Here is a 22,761-nt window from a genome sequence, read left to right as displayed (position 1 = left end):
TTCTCATGACCCTGAAAAAACTCTTCGCCTGGCTATCTGTTGGAATGCTTACTGCTTGTGCTCAGCAAGGGTGGGATGCTGACATGAATCTAGGTAAGTCCGTAAATAATGCGATCAGGGCACAATCTATTTACCCTGATGGCCCCCCAAAAGATAGAGTCTTAGGTGGAATGGATGGCGTTAGCGCTAAGGCCACCATAGATAACTACCAAAAATCATTTATTTTTCCACAAATTGGATCTGCTGCAGGTGGCACATCTAGTTCTTCAGGCAGCTCAGGTTCGTCTGGGGGCAGTGGAAGCGGTTCTCAATCAGGAGCCACTGGCTTCTAACTATGAATATCACCATTATTACCGAACCTAATTTCACTGGTGGAGTTGGAAATATACATTCTGCCTTTTTGGCATCAGACATAGTCAAAGAGTTGGTGCGTGAAGATCGAGGGCTGCAAATAGATCAAATTAACATAGAGTATACGGACTTACTCATCATTCAAAATAGTAGGTTAATCAAGGAAGATCTACCAATTATCACGTCGTTAACTGAGGCGTCATTGTGGCCCGCAGTAATTTATATTAGTGAAGAGTTATCTAATTCTGAGTTACTTGAGTTAATGCGAGCTGGGGCTAAGGATGTGTTAACGGGCACGATAATTCTAGAAGAATTGAAATTAGCAATCGATAGAATTCGCAGAAGAAATAAGAATTTAAGGGGAAATTCATCAGGAACAGTTCTTGCGTTCATGTCTTCCAAAGGCGGTGCGGGCGCTACTTTCCTTGCTACTAATTTAGGATACATCCTATCCTCAGAGTTTGGCTGCCGGACCTTAATTATTGATCTACATATCCAAGGTGGTGATGCAGCTTTTTATCTTGCAGATGAAACCTCAGGAAGTTCGTTTGCTGAGATTGCTGAGCATGAATCTTTAGATGCCATGATGCTGATTGCAGGATCACTGAAAATGGAAACGAATTTTTTTCTACTAGAGGGTCCAAATGATCCAGAAAAGGGTTTGCGGATTACTCCAGACCATATCGATAATTTAATTACTGTAGCCTCTAAAGAGTTTGATTTTGTTATCCTAGATTTACCACATGCTTTAGATGGAATCACCATTAGGGCTTTGGATCGGTCAAATTTAATTTATCTGATCACTCAGCCGATCATGGCTTATTTGCGAGGATTATTAACTCTTATAGATCTATTTGATAGATTGAGCTATCCGCATAGCAAGATTCGATTGATCTTAAATCGGCTCGAGGAGAATAGCTTTCTTTCGGCCACAAAGACTGAGGCTTTAATTAAGAGGGGATTAAGTTCCACAATACCCAATGACTCAAAAGTTGCCATGGAATCTGCAAATCTTGGCAAGCCCATCACAAACATTTCAAGCAAAAGTCAAATTTGTATCTCATTGCGAAAAATAGCATCAGAATTGACGGGGGTAAATTTAAATCCCGACATCAAGCGGTCTTGGGTTAAATCCCTGTTTACTAAATAAGTCTGAATAGAATCATGACTATAAGGACTACGCTAGGAAATAGCATCAAAGCTAAAATTGAGTACAGAAACTCAGAGCGCTCAGACATCATTTCAAAGAATGATTTTGCTTCTATTAAGGGGCTTTTACACTCTAAATTACTTGATCAAATAGATCTTGCGACTATAGAAAATATGACTAGCTCTGAATTAAAAGAGCAAATTGAAGAAGGTTTACTACTTTTAGTTTCAAGCCTGAATTTAGTAGTGTCTGAAGCTGATGTATCGAAGCTCATAGCCGCAATTCAAAATGAATTAATTGGTTTAGGGCCCCTTGAGGTATTGATTGCAGACCCATCCATATCAGATATCTTAATTAATAATGCCTTTAATATTTATGTAGAGAGAAAAGGCGTTCTTGAAAGATCAAAGATTCAATTTGATAACAATGCCCATTTATTAAAAATTATTCAAAAAATTGCCTCAAGAATTGGACGGCGTATTGATGAATCTAGCCCTATGGTAGATGCCCGTTTACCTGATGGTTCTCGTGTCAATGCAATTATTCCCCCTCTGGCACTTGATGGCCCATCAATGTCTATTCGTCGGTTTTCTGTCGTGCCATTAACTATATCAAATCTAGTCCACGGTGGAGCGTTAACTGAGCAAATGGCCTTAGTACTGGCCGCATTAGTCAAAGCCAAAATTAATATCTTGATCGCGGGCGGTACTGGAAGCGGTAAAACAACCTTGTTAAATATTTTGTCTAGCTATATTCCTGAAAATGAACGCATCATCACCATTGAAGATGCTGCTGAACTTCGCTTGCAGCAGCCGCACGTTGTTCGTTTAGAAACAAGACAATCCAATATCGAGGGACAAGGCGGCATCGATCAACGCTCACTATTACACAACTGCTTGCGGATGCGCCCTGATCGGATTGTGTTGGGTGAAATCCGTGGAGCTGAAGTACTAGATATGTTGCAAGCCATGAATACAGGACATGATGGATCATTAACTACGATTCACGCAAACTCAGCTCGAGAGGCAGTAGTTCGAATTGAGAATATGGTTGGTATGGCAGGTGTTTCTGCTGTTCAAAAATCGCTACGTCAACAAATTGCCTCAGCGATTTCTATCGTAATTCATATTTCTCGCTTGAGTGACGGTCAGAGAAAAGTAACCAGTATCAGTGAAATTGTTGGTATGGAAGGCGAGATGATATCGATGCAAGATATATTTGTTTTTAATCAACGAGGAATATCCCCTAGCGGTGCCGTACTTGGCGAGCATGTAGCTACAGGAATACGGCTACGGCTTGCAGATAAGCTAGCAACGCGTGGAGCCACCGTGGATGAACATTTATTTGTGGCTTCAGCAGTATGAATTATTACTACACCTCTCTATTGATCTTATGCGTCTTTAGTTTAGTGCTGTCCTACTGGGCGTTCCGAACCTTTATTGTAAAAGATGGATCGACTAATAAAAAATTAGAATCTCGTCTGAATAGATTGGTTAATGACAGCCAAGAATTAAAAACTATTAATTCTATTTTTAAATATAGGGTGTTTAGTAAAGATGAAAAAATTGATCAAACCTTGAAGAAATTTTTAGTATTTAGAACTCTTGATGGAATGATCTTTCGTTCAGGATTCAAATTCAATGTTCATGATTTAGTTTTAACTTTACTAATTATCTTTATAGTCTCTTTTTTACTTTTTTATATTGTTACAGGCTCTTTATTTCAGGGCCTTATTATCGGGCTTTTAGCTTCATCAGCACCTATTTTCTTTATCAGAATTAAAAATGCGAAACATCGAGCGAAAATTGAAGATCAACTTCCTGGAGCAATAGAGTACATAGCGCGGTCTTTAAGTGCTGGACATTCTCTCAATGCAGCAATTCAGGCGGCCGTGGCAGATTCCCCCATGCCCATTGCTGCCCAATTAAAAATCACATTTGATCAATTAAATATTGGTATGCCGATTCGTGATGTTATGCAGAATCTAATTTATCGCATTGATACTGAAGATGTCCGTTTTTTTGCAATCGCTATAGTGATTAATCAAGAGACGGGGGGTAGCCTTGCTTCTTTGTTAAGCGAGGTGTCTAGAATGATGCGGGCAAGGCTGGAATCTAAGGTGTTGGTGAAAACACTAGCATCTGAAGGAAAAATGGCGGCTAAGGTGCTAGGCTCACTACCGTTAATCATGGTGAGTTTAGTTTCATTTATCAACCCACAATATTACGACGGATTACTAGAAAATCCCAATGGCATGAGCATCATTTACTACACTATCGGACAAGTAATGCTTGGATTTATTTGGATGCGACAAATAACGAACATACGTATCTAAAAAAATGCTGAGTTTTTCTTCCATTATTACTTTAGCGTTTATTTTCTGGATATGTTTTTCAGGATGCGTTTACTTTACGTACTCGTACTTTGACAAACAGGCAGGTACACGTCTCTATCAAGTAAAGAGAAAAGACAGGAGCCCTATAAAAATTAATCGTCTTGCTAATGCATTTTATAAGCATTTTATCGAGCCCTTAGTTCGATATTCATTTCCAGGAAAAGAAGCGGATCTTGAAAAAACCAAAAATAAATTTAATGAAGCAGGTCTTCGTAGTAAAAGAAGTTTGAGCTACTTTTTTGGGATAAAAACTTTAATAGGAACCATGATATTCCTCTTGTATTTATTTTATATTACCCTGTCATCAATTTCTAATCCCTTTACCAGCGCATCAATATTGCAGATTGCAATTAAAGTTCTGATCTGTTGCGCGGCTGGGTATTATCTTCCTGATATTTTTCTTTTTTTCTACACAAGATCTCGTAAGAAACAATTACTTTTAGCGTTCCCAACGGCTCTCGACTTAATTAGAGTGTGCATTTCTTCAGGCATGGCAATTGATGCTGCTATAGCACGAGTTGGTGCTGAAATTGAGCTAATGAATAAAGCAATGTCAGTGGAATTTAATCTGCTTGCAAATGACTTGAAGGCGGGAAACTCAAGAGCCGTTGCTATGCAAAATCTTGCTAAGCGTACTGGGTTAGAAGACATCAAAATATTTGCTTCGATGATTAATCAAGCCGATCGATATGGAGCGAGTATTTCAGATGCTCTTGAAGTTTTTTCAAAAGACCTTCGGTATAAAAGAAAGATGGAAGCTCGCGCTCAGGCAGCCAAAGTTCAGATCAAACTGACAATCCCCTTAATTACCTGCATATTTCCAGCTTTATTTGTTGTTGTGCTTGCTCCGGTTGTGATTGCCGTGGCAGGAATGATGAAGTAACTGGATTCATAGGTTTTTTATTAATGCCTTCACTTCATAAATTATTCTGTAGATTAGTTGAGCTTACTTCTAGTCTTCGCTTGGGAGGTATTCAAAATTGCATCTTACTTTTTCCGATAAGCATCGTCTTGATTGCTTGCAATAAAAATCAATTACCCGAATATTGGCTTTGTAAGGGGAATACGCAGCAAGAATCTTTTTTAAGCAATGGTGATCTTCAGTCAGTATTTTCTGGCAAAGATCAAATGCTTATTGAAAAGTATGAGCGAGTGATTACGCAATACGTTTCTAAGCCTTTTACTGGGGTTTATCAAGTCTGCCTCAGTAATGATACTGAGCTCATTTTTAAAATGGGTTCATGTGATTCTAGTGAAATCAAAAAAGATGATTGGAATACTGCAGGCAAGCTAAATAAAAAAACCCTTCAACTACAAATGACTGAGGAGAGCTTGCGCGCTAATATTTTAATAAAGGGTAGCGGTCAGTTTACCTGCCAATACTTGGGTAATAAGTTCCCATCAACTATTTTTTATGTTCATGAAGAAATTTAGCCAACTCTCACTCCCGATAGTTGTCATTTTCATGATTGACCTCGCAATCATTATTCCTGGCGTTTGGATGTTTGGAGATCCTGAGATTTTGAAGTTTGGGTCTTGGCCGATTGCTGAATGGTTGATTAATTACGAAGGGGGCTTTGTTAGAAGGGGGCTTATAGGTCAGTTGTTATATATTTTTTCTGCTGGCGAGTCTGTAATCCAAAGCGTAAATATCATAACTTTGATTCTATTTTATCTGTATGTAGCTATTTTTTTATCAGTTTACTTTTATTCAAGAATCAAAAATTGGTACGTATTAGTTCCTGCTTTGCTGATTCCCGGTGGAATAGTGCAGATGGGCTTAACCATGCAATTTTTTACAAGAAAAGAAATTATTTTTTTACTTTTATTCGGCGTGCTGTGTCTTATTACATTAGCTATCAAAAGATCTTCCGCACATAAAAAAACAATATTCAACTCTCTTTTGTTTTTGCTTGCAATTATTGGCGGGATTATTTGTACATTTGTACACGAGGGCTACGTCTTTATGGGCTATCCCTTAACCTTAGTATTGCTCTGGACTAATTTGAAAAATAGTGTATTTCAAAGGCTCTACTGTTTTTATTTTGCACTTTATTTTTTCTTAATTCCAGCTATTTTCATATTAAGCAGCGTATTTCATGGGGACATGCAGTCAGCTAATAATATATGGAACTCTTTGAATTTATCTGATCGAGTCCTCCTTTCTCCAGCAGCACCGTACTCCTTTTTTGGGCCAATAGCATCAATGGGTTGGGGTCTTCAGCAGCACTTTTTGACCCTCTATGGCATTTTTGCTACTGATGCTTATTTGTATTGGCCTATCTTTATTCTCGGGAATTATTTAGTCATGTTTTTTGTATTTTGTGTGATTGTGAGGACGACTCATCACCATGCAAGCATCTTTAATCGTTACATGCTTTTTGGCGTTATCTCTAGTTTTTTAATGTACTTTATTGCTGCAGATTGGGGGCGATGGCTGTCATTTAGTTGTAATAGTTTGCTAATGCTGGCTTTTACATTTGCTTCTCAAAACCAGCCGGAAAGCTCTCAGTCCAAATTAGTTCAGGAGCATGGACCCTCCAATAAGACTCAATTTTCTGAGAAATATTTCCTAGCTATTTTCGCCTTACTTGTTGCCTATTCTTTGGTATTTCGCTTGCCTGAGTGCTGCCTGAGTTCGACTGAACTTTTTACTCCCTATTTAAAATTAATCTCCCTTAGCTTATGAATGTAGATCAATCACTTGGCATTAATACCCCATTGAAATTTAAGGGGATCAATAAAGCTGGGTTTTCCTGGCCACTCATTATTGGTTTATTTGCATTTTTCTATGCTCTGCTTAATCAGAACTCTCAATTTTTGGATGATCCAGATAGTTTCATGCACATTGCAGCTGGAAACTGGATGATGGCTCATCAGTTGGTGCCCTCATTTGATCCGTTCTCATTTAATACTGAAGGAAAAGTATGGATTGCTCATGAGTGGCTTGCTCAGGTGATTTGGGCGCTAGTCTATAACTGGGGTGGATTTGGTGGGGTAAAAATATTTACTGCATTTTTATTTGCGCTGACCTTGGGACTGCAGCTGCGGTATTTTTTGCGTTACCTACCTCCTATTTATGGCTTGCTGTTTAGTTTTCTTTGCTATTTATCACTACTCACGCATTTGTTAGCTCGTCCTCATTTACTTACCTGGCCAATTATTATTATTTGGTTCACGACCCTAATAACTGCTAGCGCTAATCGATCGAAACCCTCCTTTGCTCTTTTGCCTTTGATGGTCCTGTGGGCAAATTTACATGGCAGTTTTCTGCTGGGTCTGGTTTTAATTCCATTCATTGCAATAGATGCTGTCATTTATTGTGATAAAGAAGACAGGGTTAAGAATTTACTATTGTGGGGACTGTTTTTCCTATTATCCGTGCTAGCCTCTCTAATCACGCCCTATGGTTTGGATGGCTGGAAATTTGGGGTTGATTTGATGTCTTCCCCATACTTGACTGGCATCACGGAATGGGCTCCTGCTTTTGGATCCAATCTCATAGTCATTGAATTATGGGTAATGGCTTTTCTTGTTATTGGGTATTGTGGAAATGTCAGGCTATCAATAGGCGGAATCGTTATCCTGCTTGCCCTGTTTCATGAGGCAATCGCTCATGTGAGGTATATCTCCATATTTGGCCTATTAGCACCTATATTAATGGCGCAGCCCTATGCCAAGGGTAACCCAGGCAAGCTGCTTGCAGGAAATGTGATCGATCAGTTTTTTATCGCGCTCAGTGCCCCAGCCAAAAAAGTCACTATGATTTTTACACTAATTGTGTTCGGTCTTTTAGCTGTGATTTATCAAGCTTCCAACCCTATTGTATTAAATCCTAAAATTGCACCTATTGAAGCCTTAAAGAAAGTGCAGGAGCTTGGTATTACTGGAAATGTTTTTAATTCCTATGAGTTTGGTGGGTTCTTAATCTTTAAAGGTATTCCATCATTTATTGATGGACGGGCTGATCTTCATGGCACACCAGAAAATAATGATTATTACAAAGTTACCGACTCTGTGGACTCAACACAAATTACCAGTGTATTAGATACCCATGCTATTCAGTGGGCATTAATGAGGCCCATTGATAAGTTTGCCATGTACTTTGAATTTCATCCCAGCTGGAAGCAAGTTTTTAAAGATGAGACATCGGTGATTTATGTTAGACAACCCTCGTAGTCATATTTTTAGTCAAAAAACTAGATCTCAATATGAACTTAACCCCAAGAAAGATCTTGCTTTTCCCTATTTATTATTCGACGGTAATAGCCTTTCATGAATAGCCGCCTAGATAAGCATCATTTACTGTTATCACTTGTGGTTCCTGTTTTCAACGAGCAGGAGACTATTGATTTTTTTATCGAAAAAATATCCAGTGTTTTTAGTCAGGAAGAGCAATTGACTGTTGAGATGATTTTTATCAACGATGGAAGTACTGATGAAACATTAGAGCGCCTCATCAAACGCCAACAAACAGATCAACGCATCAAAATAGTCGATTTAAGTAGAAATTTTGGTAAAGAGGCCGCTCTAACAGCAGGCCTAGATATTGCCAGCGGGGAGGTTGTTGTCCCTATTGACGTAGATCTTCAAGATCCTCCTGAACTCATTTTGGAGATGATTCAGTTATGGCGTGAGGGTTATGAAGTTGTACTGGGAAAAAGAGTCAATAGAAGTTCTGACCATTGGCTAAAACGAGTAACTGCCTCATGGTTCTATCGCATCCATAACAAAATTGCATCCCCTAAGTTGCCTGTAAATGTGGGTGACTTTCGTTTGATGGATAGGTGCGTGGTAGATGCAATCAAAAAATTACCAGAATCTCATCGCTTCATGAAGGGCTTGTTTGCGTGGGTAGGATTTAAAACGGCTTGTGTAGATTATGTAAGGCCAGAGCGTATTGCTGGCAGTACAAAATTTAATGGTTGGAAGCTATGGAATTTTGCTATTGAGGGCCTAACCAGTTTCAGTACGGCCCCAATGAGGACATGGATTTATATTGGTTTTTTGGTGGCATTTCCCTCTTTTATTTTTAGCATTTTTATATTATTCAGGGTTCTTATATTTGGTATAGACGTACCTGGCTATGCCTCAATTATGGTTGCCGTTACCTTTTTAGGGGGTTTGCAGTTAATTGGTATTGGTGTATTGGGCGAATATCTTGGAAGAACCTATATGGAATCAAAACGACGCCCGATTTTTCTAATAAGACAAATCTATTAAGCTGAAAAAATCATGGATCTAAAAGAGGTAGATATTCTTGGGGGAAATATAGGCAAGCATTGGTACTATCAGTCCAAAGCAAAGGCTCTATCCAATCTCATCAGTGGGCTTAATTCAAAAAAAATACTGGATATTGGCTCTGGTTCGGCCTTCTTCTCACGCTATATCTTGGATCACTCCGATGCCAATGAAGCATGGTGCATTGATATTTCCTATCTATCTGAATCAGATGAGAGTAGGGCAGGTAAAACGCTTCACTATAGAAAGTCAATTCATGAGGCCAATGAAATTGAGCTTGTGCTTTTAATGGATGTTCTTGAGCATATCGAGGATGACCTCACTTTCTTAAGTCATTATGTCTCTATGGTACCTGCTGGTACTGCATTTTTAATATCAGTACCAGCATTTCAATGGCTATGGAGTTCGCATGATGAATATCTTGAGCATCAGCGAAGATATACCTTAAGTGAAGTTGAGAAATTAGCAAAAATGGCAGGATTAGAGATAAATCTGGGGTGCTATTTCTTTGGCTTAGTTTTGCCGATAGCCGCTGTAGTTAGATTATTTGAACGATGCTTAAAACCAAGTTCTGGGCAGCTAAAGTCAAGCATGAAATCCCATTCCCCCTTGGTTAACTTCTCTCTAAAGATGATCTGTAGTCTAGAGTGCACATTGCTACGCCACAATCGGCTTGCTGGACTATCCGTTTTTTGCTTGGCTAGGAAGCCTTAGCGCTTATTTTTTAATCCTACTGATTAATACTCATCATCTATGGTTTACTTTAAAAAACAATTTCTATTTTTAATTCCGCTTGTAATAGGTCTAGCCCAATTTCTATTAGTAGTAGGGCCTAGAGTTTTAGATCCAAGTAACATTGGTTGGCTTGAGATGGTGGATACATCTACATATTATTTAGGTTGGGAATTTTTTCGTAATTCACCATGGACTTTTCCCATTGGGTTGAGCCCATCTTATGGTTTAGAAATTAGTAATTCTATTGTTTACTCAGATTCAAATCCCTTACTAGCCATTATCTTTAAAAGTGTAAGAGATATCTTGCCTCACCCATTTCAATATTTTGGAATTTGGTTGTTAGCTTGTTTTGTTCTACAAGCATGGTTCGGGTGGAGGTTAATGAAACTGTTATCTAATAATTTATGGATTTGCGCCTTTGGAACCGGCTTACTCTCCTTTTCACTTCCGATGCTGTGGAGGTTACACCAGAATATTCAGCACTTAAATTTAGTGGCACATTTTTTGATACTGGCTGCACTATATTTAACATTAAATAAAAATCAAAATCATAGGCGCATTCTCCACTGGGCATTTTTGATTGGATTTAGCGCTCTGATTCATTCTTATATAGCAGCAATGGTAATGCTATTGTGGTTAGTTAATCTGTTGCAATCTAGAAGTGCTGAGCAGATCACCTCTAAGCAATTTATTGTTGAGTATTTTTCAGTTATCGGCACCCTCATCTTCTTGTTTTGGCAGGCTGGTTACTTTTCTATTGCTACTGGTCATGGAGCAGGCGGTTTTGGCAATGACGGGTTTAACTTAGTGTCCTTAATTGATTCCGGGAAATCAGATTATGGTCTTTGGTCTCATTTGCTGGGTGATCTTCCGGGAGATGAGCTTGGTCACGAAAGATTTAACTTCTTAGGGCTTGGCATTATTTTGCTCATCCCACTTTCTCTGTATTCACTTATCAAGAACTATCCTTATTTGATGGAGAAGATTAAGAAGAATATTTTTCTAGTCATTATGCTGGTATTGCTCACGCTATTTTCCATCTCTCATCAAGTAGGAATTGGCAGTATTCAATTTAAGCTTGATTTATTAGAGCCCATTCTAAGGGGGGTGGGCGGATTATTTAGGGCCTCGGCCCGGATGTTTTGGCCAGTGTTTTATGTCATCGTTTTTGTTCTGATAGCGCTGATTGTGAAGCAATTTAAGCCTAGATACGCTGCTTTGATATTGGGGTTGGCTCTAGCCATTCAAATCATCGATACCAGCTCGGGTTGGATGGCAATTCGGAGTAGGTTAATGGCTGAACCACAATCTACCTGGAACACCCCCATGGTTGATCCATTTTGGCAGATAGCAGGTAAGCATTATCAAAAGCTACGAGTAAGCCCATCTCTGCTGGCTACGGAGCCGGATTGGAATTACTTGGGTTATTTTGCTGCTACATATGGACTACAAACCAATGCTGCTTACTTGGCTCGGATTGATGTGTCTGCTCAAGAGATGATTTTTTTGAAACATGCTGAGGTGATGCGGACTGGCAATTACGATAAAGATACTCTATACATTATTGATGATGTAGTGCTAACAGAAGTTCGCAAAAATATAAATGTTAATGAAGATTTATTGATTCAAGTAAATGGTTTCAATGTGCTTGCCCCAGCTTGGAAGAAGTGTGCAGAGTGCCTTGACTTTAGCAATAAAAAATAACTTTGATTAATAAAAGCATGGTCTTTACTTCTGGGACAGTTAGTGATGGTGTAACTATTTCTGATGACTTCTTAATAATCATTTCTAACGTACTTATAAAACACGGAGTTGCCAATGCTCAACGCTAAAAGAGTGGTAGTAGTGATGCCTGCGTTCAACGCAGAAAAAACCTTAAGGCAAACCTACTCAGAAATTCCTTTTGACATAGTAGATGAAATTATATTAACTGATGATGGTAGTTCTGACGCAACCATTGCTGTTGCTACTGAATTGAATATTTGCGCCCTTAAACACTCAGAAAATTTGGGCTACGGAGCCAATCAGAAAACTTGCTATCAGCAGGCATTAAATCGTGGTGCAGATATAGTGGTGATGCTTCATCCCGACTATCAATATTCCCCTAAATTAATTACGGCCATGGTTGCAATGATTGGGTCTGGTCACTATGACGCTGTATTGGGATCCCGAATTTTGGGAGGGGGCGCTTTGATCGGTGGAATGCCTGTATACAAATATATTTCCAATCGGATCCTTACTGCATTTGAAAATTTACTGATTGGAAGTAAATTATCTGAATTCCATACTGGATATAGGGCATGGACGAGAGATTTACTGGAGGCCTTGCCAATAGATCGTTGCTCGAATGACTTTATATTTGATAATCAAATGCTAGCTCAGGCTATATATGCCAATTATCGTATTGGCGAAATTTCTTGCCCTACTAAATACTTTGAAGAAGCTTCGTCTATTAATTTCTATCGCAGTGTTATTTACGGCTTAGGAGTATTGAGTACAGCTATTTCATTTCGCCTGAACAAAATGGGATTAATCAGTACTAAGTTGTTTGAAAAAATCTCTATATTAAATTGATTTTTATGTTGATAAAAGATTGGTTAAATCGTTCCCGTGTAATAGCATTTAGCTTGGGATTCATATTTCTTTTTATCATATTAACTTGCCTTATTTTAAGTCGATCGGATTTCGTCGATCCTAACGGTCTTATTGTATTTGCTGACTTTAGAACTCTTTGGTCCGCATCGTATTTAGTAACTCATGGACGTGCTGCAGATGTTTATGATCCAAGTGTCTTAAATTCAATTTTTTGGAGCTTAGATCCATATCGCCTCGAAGTGAATAGCGCTCTTGTTGATCCCCAAAACATCCCCGTGCGGTTTGTTTGGCTATACCCTCCCACTTACCTTCTTATGATGTGGTCTGCCAGTCTATTGCCTTTTGCAACTGCCTGCATTGTGTATTTAATAGCGACATTTACAGCCTATGTATATGTTATTAAAAAAAACTTTTCAGACAATGTCATGGTGCTTGTTTTAGTGGCGTTTCCAGGTGTCTGGATGAATTTTCGTCTTGCTCAAAACGGTTTTCTGATTACCGCTTTGTTTGGGGGGGCCTTATTACTGCTACCAAAATACCCACGTTTATCTGGTGCTTTTATTGGCGCATTGTGTATCAAGCCTCATTTAGCCATGATGTGGCCAGTAGCATTGTTGGCTATAGGCGCATGGCAAACCCTCTTTAGCGCCTTAGCTACAGGCCTTTTTTTCGTTGGTGCTTCAGTATATTTCTTTGGCCCGGAGCTATGGGAGGGGTGGTTCAGTAGCCTCTATTTAGCTCGTCAAATTTTAGAAACAGCTCAATTTCATTGGAACTACTCCCCTTCAGTTTTTGCATTTATGAGTCTATTAGGGGCCCCCTTAAGCCTTGCTTATGGTGCTCATATTGCGATCGTGATTTTGTTGATTTTGATTGTCTGGAAAGTTTGGCGAAGTAATGCTTCTTGGCCAATGCGACAGTCCATTTTAGTGTTTGCTTCGCTCCTTGTAAGTCCCTACATCATGGACTATGACCTAACTCTTTTGGCATTACCGATTGCCCTTATTGCGACTCAAGGTATGAAGTATGGCTGGTTACCTTCAGAAAGGCGCATGCTGGCCTTGCTATGGATGCTTCCTATTCTGATGGTGGTACTAGCATCTGCTACGTCTTTTCAAATTGGCCCAATCGTTATATTAGTAGCCGTATTTACTTTTTTACGACGAGCCATGATCAATCAACAAAATGATTGCTAAATAGTGTCCGAAGCAATTCAATGCTTGCGCTAGTATTGACGAGTTGTTTATGGTTAGCGCATGTGAACCCCCTAAACATGGGAGATTGAAAACCCCTGGAGGCATTTCAACTAATCTAGATAGGCGAAATACAATCTGCCCTGTCAAACTAGTTGGCCTTTGATCCTTTCATGCTCTTACATTTGGGCCTTGTTGTCTTGATGCTATCGAGATTTGAACTTATTTAATACTCTCGCATTAAGCTCTTCTTGGGCTTGTTTTAAGAGGTGGTCCGGTATGCCATACCGCACATAAAAACCCTGTCTCTGAACTGGTGAAGGTGATTCCAATTTAGGAAGAATCAGCGCATCTAAGTCGATTTCATTTGCCTGAGAGTAATTTATAGAATAGATACTCCCCTGAGGCGTGATAACAAATTTCTGGTAAGCCCAATCTAAAGAAAAAGGTTGAAAGAAAATAGCTGGACTGAAAGGTATGGAAAAAACTTTTTCTTTGTCTAGTAGGTAGTTTTTCCCATCTTCAGGATTTGTCACATAGAAGACGGATGTATTGTCATATTTTGTAATAGCTCTCCCAACTCTAGCGTTGAGTTCACTGTTGGGGCTAAGACAGACATGGGTTAGATAATTAAAAAAGATGATGAGTATTGGAGTAAACAGCAGTGCGCAGATCAAACTCAAGGCATTCAGAAATAGAAAAAATTGAAGCAAGGTAAACGTAATAAGAACAATTCTGATGATGCGAAGTCCCATCAGTTTTTTTCTCAAGTGATCATCCATCTTTTTTCTTTCACTTATCTAAGGCAATACTCTATTCGACCTACGATAAACTATGCATCAACTAAATTAAGTCACTTGCGTCCAGACAATATCTTTATCTGCGTTGACTAGGCAGAATGCCTATATATTTATAACCAAGCCTCTCAAGTTTGCCCACGACTATTTATTATGAATTCAATGCCCAATCCCATTAACTAAGGCGAGTTACGTCAAGGTTTGGTGGGATTGTTGCTGGTAATAAGTGATTTTAATAGCCTCTACATGCCAATTTATGGCTGTTTAGGCTTATTCGTCTCCTCTATTACCTCTAGAGTTCAAAGATATTTACCCCTACCCCCCATTCGTGGGGTAGGAAAGACCTAATATCTTTTCAATAATATGGTTTGATATTGGCTGATATTGGCTGCTGTCGATCAGCACATGCACCTTTTAAATAAACCTCAAAAGTTCTTGCAGATGAAGACTTATACCTTGCACGTTCGGATGGTGTCCAGTATTGCCCTTGCTTGCCTGGGTATGGGCACTACTACGCTCGTCAGTGCCCAAGGCTCTGGCACGGTAGGAGTATCTCAGGCTCCCGCAGTCCTTGCCTCAACCACCCCCGCCAAATCCCCAAACCCAAGTCAAGATGCTAGGGTAGTCAAGGCAGTCAGCTGGGATAACAGTATTGATCCCCAAGTGAACGCAATGATGGAGAAGGCGCAAGCGAGCTTGCTCGGTCAACAGCTTGCAAACGCGCAAATCACCGAGCAAGAAGCGCAGTTAACTAAAGCCTTGCGTGATCAAGGCTATCTCATTGGTCAAGTGGTAGTGAGCGCAGCAGATCGCGCCGCTTTTTATCAAACAGGTGATCTGCGCTTGAGTATCTTTTTGGGCAAGATTGGGCAAATCGTTGTTAAAAACACTTCTGCGGTCAATAGCGACTGGGTGCAAGTAGTCGTTGATCAAAATCTCTGCCCCAATGGTGTTGGCAATGATTGCGTTTTAACTAAAACCAATTTTGAGCGCATGACCCAATTACTCTATGACACCGTGGGACTGCAGACCGGTGGTTTAGAGTTTAGCTCTCAGGGTATGCCAGTAGGCCAAACGCAATTGACCGTCACTACATTATCCAAAGAGGCGCAAATTAAAGGCGCTGTTGGGGCGGATAATCAGGGCTTTAGCTCTACCGGTCAATACCGCTTAGCTACCTCATTAAGCGCTAATAATTTGCTTGGGGTAGGTGATGTGCTGGGGATCAATCTGAACGTTTCTAATCAAGGCTCGGTCTCAGGCGCAATCGATCTGAGCGGCCCACTAGCGGCCAATGGCTTGCGCTGGCAAGGCTCAGTCTCCCGTAGTCAGTTTTCTTTACCCAGTTACAACAATACGAGCGGCTTTGGTAATGCATTGAGCCTTGGTGTTGCCTACCCATTGCTAAGGGGTTTAGATCAAAACTGGACAGCGGGACTGAACGCGGTTGTAGTAGCAACGAGTTCAGAAACAGGTGGCGTGAGTACGGCTAATAAAACACTGCAATCTGGACAACTCACTGTAGATGGCAACTCAGGGGATCGCTCCATTCTCTTAGGTCAAAATACTTGGTTCTTTCGTTCTGCATTGACAGTAGGGCAGGTGATGGATGATGCCAATAGCCTGTCTTCACCCTATTATGAGGCGGTTGGTGGCTATACCAAGCTCGCCTTTCAGGGGGTGGGCAAAATCATCCTCAGTGATGCGCATTCAATCTACTCTGTTATTAATATCCGCGGTCAAGCAGCCAATACCAATCTTGATGCCTATGAGCGCATGATGATTGGTGGCTATTCAGGATTGCGTGCCTATAGCGTAGAGCAAGGCTCGATTAACCAAGGCACGATCAGCTCTTTAGAGTTACGCAAAGCATTTAACACCGAGTATGGTCAGTTTGTGCCCGTGATCTTTGCCGATTACCTCAATGGCTGGGTAACCCATGGACCCGATATTGGCTGGCAAGCTGCTACGGGTTATTCCAACCTCAATCTCACTAATCACATCGTGGCTTCCGATGCGGGCATTGGCCTAGATTGGAACTACTTTAATAAATACTCCTTAAGCGCTTCTTGGGCTAAGCGATTGCCCATGAGCCCTGCCGGTACCTATGGCAATGGTAATTCTCAATTTTGGTTTGTAGCCCAAGTACGCTTTTAATCAGGAAGACCTCTGACACATGAACAAAAAAGCCTATCGCCTGATCTTTAGTAAAGCCCGTGGCATGTTAGTTGCCGTCTCGGAGATCGTGGTCGGCCATGTCAAAGGCTCGACTCCGGCCACGGCACCACAAGTGGTGGCGATCGATTGCGTATTCACACTCTTTCCGATTAAAGCCATTAGTTTGAGTGCTTGCTTGTTGCTGGGCTCCGCCCTGCAATTGGTATCCACCCAAACTCAAGCCCAAACCCAAAACTTACCCACCGGTGGACAAGTAGTTGGTGGCGCTGCATCGATTGCGCAGCCCAATGCCAATAAAATGGAGATCACCCAGACTACTTCTAAAGCGGTCATTAACTGGAATACTTTTAATGTCGGTGCTGGCAATACGGTGCAGTTTATCCAGCCCTCTAGTAGCTCGCAAGTACTCAACCGGGTAGTGGGCATTACCGGGGGCTCTAGTCAAATTTTAGGAACCCTTACCGCTAACGGCCAGGTATTTATCGTCAACCCCCAAGGCATTGTGTTTGGTAATGGCTCGATGGTTAATGTGGGCGCTTTATTAGCCAGTACGAGAGATATTGCTCCTAATACGTTTATGGCTGGGGGTAATCTGCAATTTGGTGCAAACACCAGCGCAAACGCCACAGGCCTCATTAGTAATGCAGGCTCACTCAATGCCAGCTCGGGATTTGTGGTGCTAGCGGCTGACCAGATTCGCAACACAGGATCGATCAACGCCCCTGGTGGCCAAGTGATGCTCACTGCTGGTGATCAAGCCACTTTAAGTTTAAGTAATGGTCAGTTAGTGCAGTTTACGGTCAACCACAATACCAACAATCTCTCGATCGCCAGTAATGGCGTTATTCAGGCGCAAGATGGCAAGATTGTTCTCAATGCCAATGCGACTAATAGCTTACTTAATTCTGTCATTAACTTATCCGGCGTCGTGAGCGCCCAAGGTGGCGCTGTTGGTATTGATGCGGGCGCCAACGGTAAAGTCAATCTAGATACCGCTACAGTTGATGTTTCACGTCAAGGAGCTCCAGCGGGCAATATCACCGTATCTGCACAAGAGATTGCGCTAGCGAACTCCAAACTGCTAGCTAGTGGAAGTAATAGCAACAGCAGCAACAGCAGCAACAGCAGCAAGGGTGGCACAGTCATCCTAGCGGGTAATAGTGCTCACAAACCCAGTCAAGTAGCGGTAGAAGATTCGATCATCGATGTATCTGCAAACAACTTTAGTAGTGTAGGTAGTGTCAGCAATACAGATAGCAAAGGCGGCACGACCATCCTATCAGGCAACCGCGTGGCTCTCTTAGGGAACTCGACGATTGATGCGAGTGGCACCCATGGGGGTGGGGCAGTGATCATTGGTGGTGATCAACTCGGTAAAGTCGGCTCTCTCATGCCAGTAGAACTGGCAAAGCAAACCTATATTGGCAGCAATACTAATATCTTGATTGGTAGCACTGCAGGCGATGGTGGTTTTGTAGAGACTTCTGGCCAAACGCTCACGATGCTGGGCAACGTTAAAGGATCTAGTCAAGGTAAAAATGGTGAGTGGTTAATAGACCCAACCGATATTACGATTAATGCAGTAGCGAGTGCCAACGTCACGAACGCTAGCAACGTGTGGAGTGGAGCCGGTACCAATACTACGGGTAATGTGCTTAATACCTCCATTACCAATGCCCTAGCGACCGGCACAAATGTCACCGTCACCACAGCCAGTAGTGGCACTGCAGGCGGTAATTTAACAGTAGCGGCTGATTTAGTTGTCACTAATCCAAGTAATTCCACACTGACCTTATTTGCTAATCAAACTTTAACTTTTAGCGGAGTCAATGTTTGCGCAACCGGCACTGGTAAATTAGGATTAAATGCCACCGCAGCCAATGGCACGCTCATTATTAACAATACCAATGTGAGCTTAAATGGTGGCACAGCAACCTTAAGTGGTAATGGCAGCGTACGAAACATCAATGGTGTGAACATCACAGGTGATGTCTTTTTCAATGGCAATGATCAGATCAGTATTACTGGATCAGGCAATAGCAGCTCTCACGGGGTTTATCACAGCGGTAACCTCACGCAAAATAATGGTGTCCTCAATATTACTGGAGCCAATACTAATGGCACAGGTAGTGGTGTCTACTTAATTGGTAATGTCACTCATAACGCTGGCACCTTAAATATCACCGGTACTAACTTTAATAGCACTGGCAATGGGGTGGATTATCGCAGTGGTTTCTTAGTTCAAAACAATGGTAGTTTGAACCTACTGGGAAATAGTACGGGCACCACAACTGGCGGCGGTGTTCTTCTGGGTAACAACCTCACGCAAAACAACGGCAGTATCAATATCACTGGTATTAGTAATAGCGGTATTGGATTGAGATTACAAGGCAACATTACGCAAATCAATGGCGCTCTTAACAATATTGGCACCAGTAACACCAGTACTGGTGTTTCGCTATCTGGCAAATTGACCCAAACTAATGGCTACATTAATGTGACTGGTGTTAGTAGTAACAGTAATGGTATTTCTTCAGAAACAATGAACCTCACCCAAGATGGCGGCAGTTTTTTCCTAAATGCGACCGCAAACAAAACAGGTATAGGTTTTAATTCACATATAACCAATATCACCCAAAACGGTGGCAGTATGAGTTTCAATGGTCAGTCTCAGTCTTATGTAGGTTTTTCTTTGAGTAGCACGAGCACCTTTACGCAAAAAGGCGGCACTACTAATTTTACTAGCATGGGTAACGGAGTACATCTTAGTAATTTGAACCAAATCAATGGCACCATCAATATCAACAGTTCCAATGGTACTGTGAAGACGGGCGGCAACAACACTCAAACTAATGGCAATATAAATATCACCAGTAATAATGTTGGCACTGCCGTAGATCTGAGAGGCAACATCACTCAAACCAATGGCTACATTAATGTGACTGGTGTTAGTAGTACCGGTAATGGTATTGGTTCAGAAACAATGAACCTCACCCAAAATGGGGGCAGTATTTTCCTAAATGGAACCTCAATTACCTCGGGTATTGGTTTTAATTTTTATGACTCCAATATCACCCAAAACAATGGCAGTATCAGTTTGATTGGTCAGACTAAGAGTGTTTCCCATGATGGCGGCAATCTTGCTATAACTACGATAATTCAAAACAACGGTAGTATGAATATTGTTGGCAGCGGTGGTGGTGGCTTAAATTTGGCTAATGTGATCCAAAATAACGGTAGCTTAAATATTGCTGGTAACGGCACGGCTGCGAAACCAGGCATTACGCTAAATGGAAACCTGAGCCAAACAAACGGTACTCTCAACATCACTGGAAGTGGCAATACCAGCACTGGCTTTAAATTTGAAGGCAACCTGAGGCAAACCAACGGCACTCTCAACATCACTGGAGGTAGTAATTACAGTTCCGGCATTTCTCTTGGGAAACAAACTGCACTAGGTACTAATAATACCTATAACACCACAACTAGTTCCTGGACTAATGTCACAACTGCAGTAAATTCCACAAACGCTAGTACCTATGACACGACCACCATTTATTCCAACGGTAGCTCAACGCTCAATACTACCGCCTTTCCAGTCTTTAATCTGACCGTTGCTAACGGTAATAATCTGTCGATTAATGGCAATTCTGTTAATGGCACAGGAATTGAAGTAGTAGGACTAAGTAATCTCGATATTACGGCTGGCACTTTAGTGCTTAACGGCAGCATCTCTAGCTCACAGGGATCGGGAGTAAGACTCTCTGGCTCACAAACCAATACCACTCGTGTTGTCACCACAGGAGCTAACACTACCACTACAACCACTAATCAAAGTATCGCTACTGCGCTCAATCTCTTAGGCGCTGGTAATGTCACCTTTGCCGGAAGCTCTGCTAGTGGTGCTGGTGTCTATTTAGCCGGTGGCAATGTCACGCTCAATAATGCTGGCACTGGTTCATTAAATCTCAATGGCACTAGCACTGCAGGACAAGGCGTGCAACTTGGCGGCGTTACTCAAACGACAAATACCAATACTTCTGCTGTAAACACTACTGCTGGTAGTAGCAACACCACTGCTAATAGTAGTACTCAGATTGGTCCTTATCTTAACCTCATCGTTGCCGGTAGTGGAAGTGGCGCTTCTTTGGCGGGCACCAGTACTTCAGGTATTGGTGCTTATTTAGGTAATGTAACTTTTGCTGGTAGCGCCCTTAATATCAGCGGCAGTAGCAATACCGGAGCAGGTGTGCAAGTAGGGGGGTTGAACTCTGTTTTAGCAACGCCAACTACAGCTGTGTCCAATAGCTCAACCAGTACTGTCTCTAACACGGTTACTACGAACACTACTAACAACGTCAGCTTAGTCGCTGATACCACGGGTAACCTCACCCAAAACAACGGCACGATCAATATTGCCGGTTTTAGTAATGGTACTAATGGCAATGGCTCAAATGGCTATGGTTACTATCAAACAGGTAGCGTCACCCAAAATAACGGTAGCTTAAATATTAGTGGCGTGAGTGAAGCATACCGCGGTGCAGAAATTATTGGTACGCTGACTCAAAATAACGGCTCTATCAATATTGCGGGTGTAAGTAATTCAAGTAATGGTTGCGTTTCGGGTACTGGATTTTATCTAGCGGGTGGTCGTATTATCCAAAACAACGGTAACTTAAATATTAGCGGCATAAGCAATACTTTCATCGGAGCCCATTTTGATAACGTGTACACGCTTACTCAAAACAATGGCAGTCTAAATATCAGCGGCACAAGTAATACCTACTTTGGTACTTACTCCAACGGTAATCTGACTCAAAACAATGGCAGTATGAATATTGCTGGAGCAAGCAATATGAGTTACGGAGTTTATCAAGTAGGTAATTATGGCAATCTCACTCAAGCTAACGGCAGTCTGAACATTACGGGCTCTAGCAACGCTTCTGATGGGGTTCTATTGCAGGGCAATATCACCCAAACAAGCGGTAGCTTCAATATCAGCACTCTTGTGGGTAACCTCAACCAATCAGCCAATATCAATCTTGCAAACAACCTCCAATTACGAGCCGGCACTGCCTCAGCTGCAGGCAATACTAGCGGCGGCAATGTCAATCTTGGGGGCAGTATCAATCTGAGCAATAACGGCACCCTCACCATTTTCTCTGGCAATCCCAATACTGCTGCTTACCAGGCCAATATCACTGGAGCTAACAGCACGGGTGTCTACTACAAGACCTACAACGCGAGTGCGGCAAATGTGAACCCAGTCAATGGTACGCAAAACTACTATTACAGAGAGGCTCCTATTCAGACTGTCACAGTCAATAATAAAGTCTATGACACTACTACTAATGCTTCTGCTGTAGTTAGTACGGTAGATGGCGATATTTATCGCGCTAGTGGCATCTTCTTTACCAATGCGAGTGCAGGGTCGCAAACAGTCAATAGTAGCGCCCTAGCTATTACGAATACCAACTCATCATGGGTGGTCGATGGCTATTCGATTGGTAATGTCAGCTCTAGCGCCACCATTGCCAAAGCCAATGTCTTTTTAAGTAACCCAGGAACTGTTAGCAATAAGCCTTATGACGGTACTACAAGTGCTACGATAACTGGCAACAGTTCTGGAGTAGCCCAGTTAGGTAATGCCACAGCTGCAAATGGCAGCTTGGCCCCCAATAGTACGTTTGGCCCTGCTGGGGTGGATACCACAGGCGTATTTGCTAGCCCACTTCCTGGGCAACAGACTGTCAATTTAGCCAATACGCTGACAGATACAGCCAACTACACTTTAGCGGGTGGTAGTACTTTGACTACCACTGCAGAGATTGCTTCAAATCCAAACGCGCAGACTGTTGTCGCAGCCAGCAGTTCTTCAGGTTTTATATTGCAAGGCTTAAGTAACTCAGGGTCAGGAAGTGGTAGCACCCTATCTAAAGCAGATTCAGCACCTAGTAGTGCTCCATCTTCCGCTTCTGCTTCATCACAAGGGAGCTCAGGATCATCAGCTAAGGAAGATCAAAAGAGTGCATCTGCTGGATCAGGATCCGTAACTGCGACAGTAAGTCCTGGTGGGGATGTCGCTATTCCTGCCGTGTCCATCGTTGCCTTGGCTGATTAGCTGAT

General features: G+C 41.6%; 16 protein-coding genes. 15 read left to right on the top strand and 1 reads right to left on the bottom strand.

The annotated features are described in order from the left end of the window. Positions 1-5: 5 nt before the first annotated feature. From DN92_RS03015 to DN92_RS02955, 13 genes are all read left to right on the top strand, one after another. Positions 6-332 carry a hypothetical protein gene (locus DN92_RS03015; RefSeq protein ID WP_173959862.1) on the top strand — a complete coding sequence of 109 codons (327 nt, stop codon included), beginning with the start codon at positions 6-8 and terminating at the stop codon, positions 330-332. Between the two features lie 2 nt (positions 333-334). After that, a complete protein-coding gene (locus DN92_RS03010; protein ID WP_173959861.1) occupies positions 335-1,501 on the top strand; it encodes a CpaE/TadZ family protein in 1,167 nt (388 codons plus the stop codon). A gap of 173 nt (positions 1,502-1,674) precedes the next feature. After that, on the top strand, positions 1,675-2,865 hold the full coding sequence (locus DN92_RS03005) for a TadA family conjugal transfer-associated ATPase (RefSeq protein ID WP_254598328.1): 1,191 nt from the start codon (positions 1,675-1,677) through the stop codon (positions 2,863-2,865). Beyond that, on the top strand, positions 2,862-3,836 hold the full coding sequence (locus DN92_RS03000) for a type II secretion system F family protein (RefSeq protein WP_173959859.1): 975 nt from the start codon (positions 2,862-2,864) through the stop codon (positions 3,834-3,836). The genes DN92_RS03005 and DN92_RS03000 overlap by 4 nt, the downstream gene beginning before the upstream one ends. A gap of 4 nt (positions 3,837-3,840) precedes the next feature. Next, the gene (locus DN92_RS02995) at positions 3,841-4,779 is read left to right on the top strand and encodes a type II secretion system F family protein (protein WP_173959858.1); all 939 of its coding nucleotides are present in this window, start codon (positions 3,841-3,843) and stop codon (positions 4,777-4,779) included. Between the two features lie 23 nt (positions 4,780-4,802). Continuing rightward, positions 4,803-5,330 carry a hypothetical protein gene (locus DN92_RS02990; protein WP_173959857.1) on the top strand — a complete coding sequence of 176 codons (528 nt, stop codon included), beginning with the start codon at positions 4,803-4,805 and terminating at the stop codon, positions 5,328-5,330. Then, the gene (locus tag DN92_RS02985; RefSeq protein WP_217426042.1) at positions 5,317-6,585 is read left to right on the top strand and encodes a hypothetical protein; all 1,269 of its coding nucleotides are present in this window, start codon (positions 5,317-5,319) and stop codon (positions 6,583-6,585) included. Before DN92_RS02990 ends, DN92_RS02985 begins: the two co-directional genes overlap by 14 nt. Beyond that, a complete protein-coding gene (locus DN92_RS02980) occupies positions 6,582-8,075 on the top strand; it encodes a hypothetical protein (protein ID WP_173959855.1) in 1,494 nt (497 codons plus the stop codon). Before DN92_RS02985 ends, DN92_RS02980 begins: the two co-directional genes overlap by 4 nt. A gap of 96 nt (positions 8,076-8,171) precedes the next feature. Further along, positions 8,172-9,119: a glycosyltransferase family 2 protein gene (locus DN92_RS02975; RefSeq protein WP_173959854.1), complete on the top strand. Its 948-nt coding sequence runs from the start codon at positions 8,172-8,174 to the stop codon at positions 9,117-9,119. A 12-nt stretch (positions 9,120-9,131) separates the two neighbouring features. Next, entirely contained in the window at positions 9,132-9,851 is a 720-nt protein-coding gene (locus DN92_RS02970; protein WP_173959853.1) for a class I SAM-dependent methyltransferase, read from the top strand. A 39-nt stretch (positions 9,852-9,890) separates the two neighbouring features. Beyond that, positions 9,891-11,576: a DUF6311 domain-containing protein gene (locus DN92_RS10635; RefSeq protein WP_254598327.1), complete on the top strand. Its 1,686-nt coding sequence runs from the start codon at positions 9,891-9,893 to the stop codon at positions 11,574-11,576. Positions 11,577-11,690: 114 nt separating this feature from the next. Then, positions 11,691-12,446, top strand: coding sequence for a glycosyltransferase family 2 protein (locus DN92_RS02960; protein ID WP_173959851.1), 756 nt, complete (start codon positions 11,691-11,693; stop codon positions 12,444-12,446). Between the two features lie 5 nt (positions 12,447-12,451). Next, on the top strand, positions 12,452-13,663 hold the full coding sequence (locus DN92_RS02955; protein ID WP_254598365.1) for a glycosyltransferase family 87 protein: 1,212 nt from the start codon (positions 12,452-12,454) through the stop codon (positions 13,661-13,663). A gap of 203 nt (positions 13,664-13,866) precedes the next feature. Here the strand turns inward: DN92_RS02955 and DN92_RS02950 are convergent, their stop codons facing one another. After that, positions 13,867-14,442 (bottom strand): hypothetical protein, encoded by a 576-nt coding sequence (locus DN92_RS02950; RefSeq protein ID WP_173959849.1) that lies wholly within the window; start codon positions 14,440-14,442, stop codon positions 13,867-13,869. A 456-nt stretch (positions 14,443-14,898) separates the two neighbouring features. Between DN92_RS02950 and DN92_RS02945 the strand changes: the two genes are divergently transcribed. After that, positions 14,899-16,614, top strand: a complete 1,716-nt coding sequence (locus tag DN92_RS02945; protein ID WP_173959848.1) for a ShlB/FhaC/HecB family hemolysin secretion/activation protein — start codon at positions 14,899-14,901, stop codon at positions 16,612-16,614. 19 nt (positions 16,615-16,633) lie between these two features. After that, the gene (locus tag DN92_RS02940; protein WP_173959847.1) at positions 16,634-22,756 is read left to right on the top strand and encodes an ESPR-type extended signal peptide-containing protein; all 6,123 of its coding nucleotides are present in this window, start codon (positions 16,634-16,636) and stop codon (positions 22,754-22,756) included. Positions 22,757-22,761: the final 5 nt, after the last annotated feature.

Origin of the sequence: Polynucleobacter arcticus, from assembly GCF_013307205.1 — a bacterium.
Lineage (GTDB): Bacteria > Pseudomonadota > Gammaproteobacteria > Burkholderiales > Burkholderiaceae > Polynucleobacter > Polynucleobacter arcticus.
Note: the sequence above shows the minus strand (reverse complement) of the source record. Positions and strands in the feature narration are given on the sequence as shown.

Excerpts from the sequence above, each read along its gene's own strand:
- DN92_RS10635 (WP_254598327.1), top strand. The coding sequence starts at position 9,891 with ATGGTTTACTTTAAAAAACAATTTCTATTTTTAATTCCGCTTGTAATA.
- DN92_RS02940 (WP_173959847.1), top strand. The coding sequence starts at position 16,634 with ATGAACAAAAAAGCCTATCGCCTGATCTTTAGTAAAGCCCGTGGCATG.
- DN92_RS03010 (WP_173959861.1), top strand. The coding sequence starts at position 335 with ATGAATATCACCATTATTACCGAACCTAATTTCACTGGTGGAGTTGGA.
- DN92_RS02975 (WP_173959854.1), top strand. The coding sequence starts at position 8,172 with ATGAATAGCCGCCTAGATAAGCATCATTTACTGTTATCACTTGTGGTT.
- DN92_RS02995 (WP_173959858.1), top strand. The coding sequence starts at position 3,841 with ATGCTGAGTTTTTCTTCCATTATTACTTTAGCGTTTATTTTCTGGATA.
- DN92_RS02945 (WP_173959848.1), top strand. The coding sequence starts at position 14,899 with ATGAAGACTTATACCTTGCACGTTCGGATGGTGTCCAGTATTGCCCTT.
- DN92_RS03000 (WP_173959859.1), top strand. The coding sequence starts at position 2,862 with ATGAATTATTACTACACCTCTCTATTGATCTTATGCGTCTTTAGTTTA.
- DN92_RS02985 (WP_217426042.1), top strand. The coding sequence starts at position 5,317 with ATGAAGAAATTTAGCCAACTCTCACTCCCGATAGTTGTCATTTTCATG.
- DN92_RS03015 (WP_173959862.1), top strand. The coding sequence starts at position 6 with ATGACCCTGAAAAAACTCTTCGCCTGGCTATCTGTTGGAATGCTTACT.
- DN92_RS02950 (WP_173959849.1), bottom strand. The coding sequence starts at position 14,442 with ATGGATGATCACTTGAGAAAAAAACTGATGGGACTTCGCATCATCAGA.
- DN92_RS02955 (WP_254598365.1), top strand. The coding sequence starts at position 12,452 with ATGTTGATAAAAGATTGGTTAAATCGTTCCCGTGTAATAGCATTTAGC.
- DN92_RS02990 (WP_173959857.1), top strand. The coding sequence starts at position 4,803 with ATGCCTTCACTTCATAAATTATTCTGTAGATTAGTTGAGCTTACTTCT.
- DN92_RS02960 (WP_173959851.1), top strand. The coding sequence starts at position 11,691 with ATGCTCAACGCTAAAAGAGTGGTAGTAGTGATGCCTGCGTTCAACGCA.
- DN92_RS03005 (WP_254598328.1), top strand. The coding sequence starts at position 1,675 with ATGACTAGCTCTGAATTAAAAGAGCAAATTGAAGAAGGTTTACTACTT.
- DN92_RS02970 (WP_173959853.1), top strand. The coding sequence starts at position 9,132 with ATGGATCTAAAAGAGGTAGATATTCTTGGGGGAAATATAGGCAAGCAT.
- DN92_RS02980 (WP_173959855.1), top strand. The coding sequence starts at position 6,582 with ATGAATGTAGATCAATCACTTGGCATTAATACCCCATTGAAATTTAAG.